The 295-nt window shown below is 45.1% G+C and carries 1 tRNA gene; it reads left to right on the top strand.

The window, feature by feature from the left end:
- Positions 1–93 precede the first annotated feature (93 nt).
- A tRNA-Tyr gene (locus ACX9YW_RS22905) sits at positions 94–178 on the top strand.
- Positions 179–295: the final 117 nt, after the last annotated feature.

Here is a 295-nt window from a genome sequence, read left to right on the forward strand (position 1 = left end):
AGCAACTGACTTGTAATCAGTAGGTTGGGGGTTCAAGTCCTCTAGCCGGCACCAGAACTTTTTCGCATTAGCGAAATAGTTTAATATCGTTTTGGTGGGGTAGCGAAGTGGCTAAACGCGGCGGACTGTAAATCCGCTCCCTTTGGGTTCGGCGGTTCGAATCCGTCCCCCACCACCATTTATTTTTCATAAAAAAGTGAAAAATGGACAAGCTAGAATTAACCTATAATATTATTAACTTTGGGCTATAGCCAAGCGGTAAGGCAACGGACTTTGACTCCGTCATGCGTTGGTT

The sequence above is a fragment of the Pseudoneobacillus rhizolycopersici genome (genome assembly GCF_054786815.1).